This window comes from Streptomyces anatolicus (assembly GCF_019400875.1).
GTDB classification, from domain to species: domain Bacteria; phylum Actinomycetota; class Actinomycetes; order Streptomycetales; family Streptomycetaceae; genus Streptomyces; species Streptomyces anatolicus.
Genome location: NZ_WMBF01000314.1, coordinates 1 through 7,359 on the forward strand (window position 1 = coordinate 1; position 7,359 = coordinate 7,359).

The 7,359-nt window shown below is 70.3% G+C and carries 4 protein-coding genes; 2 read left to right on the forward strand and 2 right to left on the reverse strand.

Going from position 1 to position 7,359, the window contains the following annotated elements:
- Positions 1-36: 36 nt before the first annotated feature.
- Positions 37-534 (reverse strand): phosphatase PAP2 family protein, encoded by a 498-nt coding sequence (locus tag GKQ77_RS23355; RefSeq protein WP_308117760.1) that lies wholly within the window; start codon positions 532-534, stop codon positions 37-39.
- A gap of 176 nt (positions 535-710) precedes the next feature.
- Between GKQ77_RS23355 and GKQ77_RS23360 the strand changes: the two genes are divergently transcribed.
- The gene (locus tag GKQ77_RS23360) at positions 711-983 is read left to right on the forward strand and encodes a GlsB/YeaQ/YmgE family stress response membrane protein (RefSeq protein WP_219690887.1); all 273 of its coding nucleotides are present in this window, start codon (positions 711-713) and stop codon (positions 981-983) included.
- Positions 984-1,012: 29 nt separating this feature from the next.
- Here GKQ77_RS23360 and GKQ77_RS23365 read toward each other — a convergent pair whose 3' ends face one another.
- Positions 1,013-5,953 (reverse strand): NAD-glutamate dehydrogenase, encoded by a 4,941-nt coding sequence (locus tag GKQ77_RS23365; RefSeq protein ID WP_219690888.1) that lies wholly within the window; start codon positions 5,951-5,953, stop codon positions 1,013-1,015.
- Positions 5,954-6,432: 479 nt separating this feature from the next.
- On the opposite strand from GKQ77_RS23365, the gene GKQ77_RS23370 reads away from it, so the two are divergent.
- Positions 6,433-6,999 carry a DJ-1/PfpI family protein gene (locus tag GKQ77_RS23370; RefSeq protein ID WP_219690889.1) on the forward strand — a complete coding sequence of 189 codons (567 nt, stop codon included), beginning with the start codon at positions 6,433-6,435 and terminating at the stop codon, positions 6,997-6,999.
- Positions 7,000-7,359 lie beyond the last annotated feature (360 nt).

Consider the following 7,359-nt stretch of genomic DNA (forward strand, 5'->3'; position numbering starts at 1 on the left):
GCCCCGCGTTGCCCGCCCCCGGCACCACCGACGCCCTCACAGCCAGTGCCGCAGCACCATCCCGGGAGCGCGGTGCACCAGCCACGCCGCGGCCACGCCGATCACGGCACCGACGGCCACATCGCTCGGATAGTGCGCACCGGACTGCACCCGCTCGACCGCGACCGCCACCGCCGGGACCGCGCAGGCGGCGCCCCAGCCGGGGGAGGTCCCGGCGACGGCGGCGGTGAAGCCGACGGCGGCGGCGGTGTGCCCGGAGGGGAACGAGGAGCTGTCCGGGCGATCGTGGACGCCGTCGTGCGGGATCAGCTCCTCGGGCGGCCTGCGCCGTTCGTAGAGCTGCTTGCACACCGAGTTGGAGACCAGCTCCGCGACCCCCATGGCGGCAAGGCCGGCGAGCGCGGCCTTCCGCTCCCGGTAGCCGCCGGTGGCGGACATGAGCGCCGCCGCGGCCCACCACAGTTTGGTGTGCTCGGCCGCCGACTCCACGGCGGGCAGCACGTGCCGCGTCAGGGGCGAGGTCCAGTGGGCCACGCGACGAGTGAGCCGTTCATCGCCATCTTTGACATCCGCCAAGCCGATCATGTCTGCCAGTTTCCCGCCCCCACCCCTCTCATGCCCGAATGAGAGATGCATACGGTGCGGTTTCCCGGGCACCTGGGGTTGCAGATTCCAAAAAGTTTTTGGCAACAACAGATGGAGGAGCTGACGTGTCATTCCTGTGGGCCATCATCGCGGGTCTCATCATCGGCGTGATCGCTAAACTCGTCCTGCCGGGACGTCAGCCCATTCCCCTTTGGCTGACGGTCATCCTGGGTATCCTCGGCGCCGTCATCGGCAACGCGCTCGCCAGCGCCTTCGGCGTACGTGACACCGGTGGCATCGACTGGATCAGGCACATCTTCCAGATCGGCGTCGCCGCCGCCCTGATCGCGCTGGTCACCCCGCTGTGGGCCCGGTGCGGGGCCCGCCACCACGCCTGATCGGCGCCCCCTTTTTTCCACATCCGTAACTACGAATGCGTACGCAGCAACGTCCGCATCGTCCGCATCGCCACCGACAGATTCGCCAGATCGAACGCGTCGGAACTCTGGATCTCCTCCAGCGTCGTCCGCGCCCGGCTCAGGATCGGCGCGTTCTTCTCCTCCCACGCCTTGAAACGCTGCTCCGGCGTGGACTCGCCGCTGCCGGCGGCCAGCACATCGGCCGTCAGCGCGGCGTGCGCCGCGTACAGGTCCTCGCGGATGGAGGCGCGCGCCATGGACTGCCAGCGGTCGGCCCGCGGCAGCTCGATGATGCGGTCCATGAGCTGGGTGATCCGCAGCCGGTCGGCGAGGTCGTAGTAGACCTCGGCGACGGCCATCGCGTCGGTGCCCACCCGGTCGGCGACCGCGACGATGTCGAGCGCCGGGAAGGCGGAGGAGAACCCGGCGACGCGCTGGGCGAGCGCGTCGGGAACACCCGCTTCCGTCAGCTCGTCCCGGATGCCCTCGTACCACTCCAGGTCGGAGCCGCGCAGCAGGGTCGGCAGCGCCTCCCAGACCTGGGCGACGCCCTCGCTGAAGAAGTCGATGGTCTCGGCGAGCTGGAGCGGCTGCGGCCGGTTGTTGAGCAGCCAGCGCGAGCCGCGCTCCACCAGGCGGCGCGAGTGGAGCCGCACCCGCGTCTGCACATCGGCGGCGACGACATTGTCGAGCGCCTCGACCGCGTCCCAGACCTCGCTGAGCCCGAAGATCTCCCGCGCGGCCAGCTGGGCCCGCACGATCTCCTCCAGGGAGGCCCCGGTCTCCTCCCGCAGCCGGTGCAGGAAGGTCGAACCGCCGGTGTTCACCGTGTCGTTGACCAGCACGGTCGTGATGATCTCGCGGCGCAGCGCGTGCGCGTCGACCTGCTCGGGGAACCTCTCGCGCAGCGCCTGCGGGAAGTACGCGTGCAGCAGGCGCCGCAGGTACGCGTCGTCGGGCAGGGTCGTCTGGATCAGCTCGTCGGCGGCCGTGATCTTCGTGTAGGCGAGGAGGACGGCCAGCTCGGGCTGGGTCAGACCGCGCGTGGAGTTGAGCAGCTCACGGATCTGCCGGTCGTTCGGCAGGAACTCCAGGCCCCGGTCGAGGTGGCCCTGCTTGCCGAGCCTGCGCATGAAGCGCTGGTGGGCGTGGAGCAGGGAAGGCGACTGGGCGACGGCGTTGGCCAGCGCGGTGTTCTGCGCGTAGTTGTTGCGCAGCACCAGGTGGCCGACCTCGTCGGTCATCTCGGCGAGCAGCTTGTTGCGCTGCTTGACGGTCATGTCGCCGTCCGTGACGACCGCGTTGAGCAGGATCTTGATGTTCACCTCGTGGTCGGAGGTGTCCACGCCCGCGCTGTTGTCGATCGCGTCGGTGTTGATGCGGCCACCGGCGCGGGCGAACTCGATGCGGCCCAGCTGGGTCAGACCGAGGTTGCCGCCCTCGCCGACGACCTTGACGCGCAGGTCGGCGCCGTCGACACGGATCGCGTCGTTCGCCTTGTCGCCGACGTCGGCGTTCGACTCCGCCGACGACTTCACGTACGTACCGATGCCGCCGTTCCACAGCAGGTCGACCGGGGCCTGGAGGATGGCCCGCATCAGGTCGGCCGGGGTCATCTTGGCGACGCCGGACTCGATGCCGAGGGCCTCGCGGATGTGGGCGTTGAGCTGGATCGCCTTGGCGGAGCGGGGGAAGATCCCGCCGCCGTTCGAGAGCAGACCCTTGTCGTAGTCGGCCCAGGAGGAGCGCGGCAGCTCGAACAGGCGGCGGCGCTCGGCGTAGGAGGTCGCGGCGTCCGGCTTCGGGTCGATGAAGATGTGCCGGTGGTCGAAGGCGGCGACCAGGCGGATGTGCTCGGAGAGCAGCATGCCGTTGCCGAACACGTCACCGGACATGTCGCCGACGCCGACGACCGTGAAGTCCTCGGACTGGGTGTCGCAGCCCAGCTCCCGGAAGTGCCGCTTCACGGACTCCCAGGCGCCGCGGGCGGTGATGCCCATGCCCTTGTGGTCGTACCCGGCGGAGCCGCCGGAGGCGAAGGCGTCGCCGAGCCAGAAGTCGTACGACTGCGCGACCTCATTGGCGATGTCCGAGAACGTCGCGGTGCCCTTGTCGGCGGCGACGACGAGGTAGGTGTCGTCCTCGTCGTGGCGCACCACGTCCGAGGGCGGCACGACCTCACCGGCGACGAGGTTGTCGGTGATGTCGAGCAGCGCCGAGATGAACGTCTTGTAGCAGGCGACGCCTTCCGCCAGCCACGCGTCGCGGTCCTCCGCCGGGTCCGGCAGCTGCTTGGCGACGAAACCGCCCTTGGCGCCGACGGGCACGATGACGGTGTTCTTCACCATCTGCGCCTTGACCAGACCGAGGATCTCCGTACGGAAGTCCTCCTTCCGGTCGGACCAGCGCAGCCCGCCGCGCGCGACCTTGCCGAAGCGCAGGTGCACGCCCTCGACGCGCGGGGAGTACACCCAGATCTCGTACGCGGGCCGGGGCGCGGGCAGGTCGGGGATGGCCTGCGGGTCGAACTTCATGGAGACGTACGAGTGCGGCTCGCCGCTCTCCGTGCGCTGGAAGAAGTTGGTGCGCAGGGTCGCCTTGATGACGGTGAGGAAGGACCGCAGGATCCGGTCCTCGTCGAGCGAGGCGACCTGGTCGAGCGCCCCGTCCAGCTCTTCGAGGAGCCCGTCGGTCAGCTCGGTGCCGGCGCGCTGGTGGTCCGGCGACATGCGCGCCTCGAAGAGCGAGACGAGCAGCCGGGTGGTGTGGACGTTGTTGCGGAGGGTGTCCTCCATGTAGTCCTGGCTGAACGTGGAGCCCGCCTGGCGCAGGTACTTGGCGTAGGCCCTGAGGACCATCGCCTGACGCCAGTTGAGGCCCGCGCGAAGGACCAGCGAGTTGAAGCCGTCGACCTCGGCCGCGCCGGTCCAGGCGGCGGCGAAGGCCTCCTGGAAGCGCTCGCGGCCACCGTCGCCGAGGTAGTCGCCGCCGCTGGGGGACTTGGGCATGCGCAGACCGAAGTCGTAGATCCACGCGTGCGTACGGTCGGAGCAGCGCAGCTCGTACGGGCGCTCGTCGGTGACCTCGACGCCCAGGCGCTGGAGGACGGGCAGCACCGCGGAGAGGGAGACCTGCTCGCCGGTGCGGTAGATCTTGAAGCGGCGCTCGCCGGGCGCGGCGCCCACCGGCTCGTACAGGGAGAGCGCGAAGTCCTTGTCGCCCTTGCCGAGCTGCTCCAGGTGCTGGAGGTCGGCGACGGCGGCGCGCGGCGTGTGGTCGGCCTTGTAGCCCTCGGGGAAGGCGCCCGCGTACCGGCGCAGGAGCTCGGCGGCGCGCTCCTCGCCGCACTCGGCGGTCAGCGCCTCGGCGAAGCCGTCGGCCCACGAGCGTGCGGCGTCGACGAGCCGTCCCTCGATGCGCTCGACGTCGGCGTCGGAGAGGTCGGGGACCTCGGCGCCCTTCGGCACCCTGACCACGAAGTGGATGCGGGAGAGGATCGACTCCGTGTTCCAGGCGGTGAAGTCGACGCTCGCGCCGTTCAGCTCCTCCTTGAGGATGTCGATGATCCGCAGCCGGACGCCGGTGGTGTAGCGGTCGCGCGGCAGGTAGACGAGGGCGGAGTAGTAGCGGCCGTACTCGTCCTTGCGCAGGTAGAGCCGCAGCCGGCGCCGCTCCTGGAGGTAGAGCACGCTCGTCACGATGGAGCGCAGCTCGTCGGCCGGGGTCTGGAACAGCTCGTCGCGCGGGTAGGTCTCCAGGATCTGGAGCAGGTCGCGCCCGTCATGGCTGTTGGCGGAGAAGCCCGCGCCCTTGAGTACTTCCGCGACCTTGCGCCGGATGACGGGCACGCGGCGCACGGACTCGGTGTACGCGGCGGACGAGAAGAGCCCGAGGAAGCGGCGCTCACCGATGACGTTGCCCTCGGCGTCGAACTTCTTCACGCCGACGTAGTCGAGGTAGCTGGGCCGGTGGACGGTCGCCCGGCTGTTGGCCTTGGTCAGCACGAGCAGCTTGTGCTCGCGGGCCTTGGCGCGCGCGTCGGCGGGCAGCCGGTTGAAGGACGGGCTCACCGGGTGGTGGTCGTCGCCGTGCTGCGGGTCGGCGCGCAGGATGCCGAGGCCGGTGCCGGGGACGGCGGCGAGCGAGTCGTCGTCCGTGAGGTTGTACTCGCGGAAGCCCAGGAAGGTGAAGTGGTTGTCGGCGAGCCAGCGCAGCAGCTCGCGGGCCTCCTCGACCTCCTGGTCGGGCAGGTCACCGGCGGTGGGCTCGGTGGGCAGCTCGTCGGCGATGCGCAGGGCGGCATCGCGCATCTTCTCCCAGTCCTCGACGGTCTCGCGGACGTCGGAGAGGATCCGCAGGAGGTCGGCGGTGATCTGCTTCAGGTCCGCGCGGTCGGTCTCGCGGTCCATCTCGACGTGGATCCAGGACTCGACGAGCGCGTCGTGCGGCAGCTCGGCGCCCGACCCGCCGGGCAGGACCTCCAGGAGCCTGCCGGTCACATCACGGCGTACGACGACCTGGGGGTGGATGACGACGTGGATGCCGCGGCCCTGGCGGGAGAGTTCGTTGGTGACGGAGTCGACGAGGAAGGGCATGTCGTCGGTGACGACCTCGACGACGGAGTGGCTGCAGGTCCAGCCGTTCTCCTCGACGGTCGGGGTGTGGACCCGTACGTTGGCCGTCCCCTGGGGGCGGTTCTCGGCGAGCCGGTAGTGGGAGAAAGCGGCACCGAAGACGTCGACCGGGTCGCGGTCGGCGAGGTCCTCGGGGGCCGTGTGCAGGTAGTAGCGCCGGAGGAAGGCGAGAGCCGTGTCCTGGTCCGGCGTGCCCCCGCTCGTCTCCCCGGTCGGTGCACCGCTCGGCAGGCGCCCCCCGACCGGGCTGTTCTCAGCTACCCGGGCGGCCCGCGCGAGCAGCTCGGTCTTGGCTTCGTCCAGCTTGGTCTGCATTGTCCTCTTGGCTCCTGTCGCGCGCCATTGCGCGACGTAGAAGGAAGTGAAGTGACGTAACGCCCTCGGACGGGGTCTCCGGCCTGTTCGACGTTATGCCGCGGTGCGGGAAGAGCGGTCGGCTTTCCGCCATTTTCAGCGGTTCCGCTGACGGATGGCATGCCCGGCCCGGTCGGCCGCACCGCGAAGAAGCATCAGCGAGGGCCCGGGCACGGATGTCCTCCGTGTTCCCCGGGCGCAGGGCGGAGGCACCGATGCCTCCGCGGGATATCGCGCTGATCACGGGTCAAGGCTATCGCTCCGGACCGGGTCGGCGTCACGAGCCTTATGTGTACAAAAGCAGGGGCAGAACCTGGACAGTCTGCACAGTGCGGCCGAGCACGCCCCCGGTGCCCGCCCTCTTGGCAAACCGGACGCGGGCGTGCACGTTGAGCGGGACGGAGAACGGAATGCGCGACGGACTCGGGGAGCGAGCACCGATGGCAGCCAAGATCCTCATTGTGACCGGCGACGCGGCTGAGTCGCTGGAAGTCCTCTACCCCTACCAGCGGCTGCGCGAGGAGGGGTACGACGTCCACATCGCCGCCCCGGCCCGCAAGACGCTGCGGTTCGTGGTGCACGACTTCGAACCGGGCTTCGATACGTATACGGAGAAGCCGGGCTACACCTGGCCCGCGGACCTCGCCTTCTCCGAGGTGGATCCCGGGCGGTACGTGGCTCTGGTGGTCCCGGGCGGCCGGGCGCCGGAGTATCTGCGCAACGACCCGGAGCTGCGCAAGATCGTCAAGTCCTTCTTCGACGCGGACAAGCCGGTCGCGCAGATCTGTCACGGCCCTCTCCTGACGGCGGCGATCGGCGGCCTGAGCGGCCGCAGGGTCACCGCGTACCCGGCACTCGAGCTGGACATGCAGACGGCGGGCGCGACGTTCCAGGACGCGGAGGCGGTCGTCGACGGCACGCTGGTCTCGGCCCGTGCCTGGCCGGATCACTCCGGGTGGATGAGGGAGTTCCTGACGGTACTTCGGGCTAAGGCGCCGGTTACGTGAGGGGCGGGGGACGCTCGGCACGGGGGACAGCCCGGAGCCGGTGGCGCCCCGCGCGGCTGACGTGGACGCCGGGTGGCGTCGGTACGGGCACCCGGTGGAGCCCCCGCATCCGCTAGGTATACGGAGTTCCGCGCCCCGGCACCACATCGGTATGCCGATCCTCGCGGATACCGATGCCGGGAGGCGGCCCTGAAGGGCAGGCTCTGTTCTGCGCCGCCCCGCCCGAGCCACGGGAACGGGCGCCGGGGTGCCGACAGCGCCTGGTCAACTCCCCCACGGCTGTCATGGCGAGGCACCCCGCGCCCCCTCACGGCTCCCGGCGACGCGGCCGAAGCGGCGCCTGCCCTCGTCGGCGAGGGC

What these genes read in the sequence shown, in the direction of transcription:
- GKQ77_RS23365 (WP_219690888.1), bottom strand. Translation starts at nt 5,953, where the DNA reads ATGCAGACCAAGCTGGACGAAGCCAAGACCGAGCTGCTCGCGCGGGCC.
- GKQ77_RS23370 (WP_219690889.1), top strand. Translation starts at nt 6,433, where the DNA reads ATGGCAGCCAAGATCCTCATTGTGACCGGCGACGCGGCTGAGTCGCTG.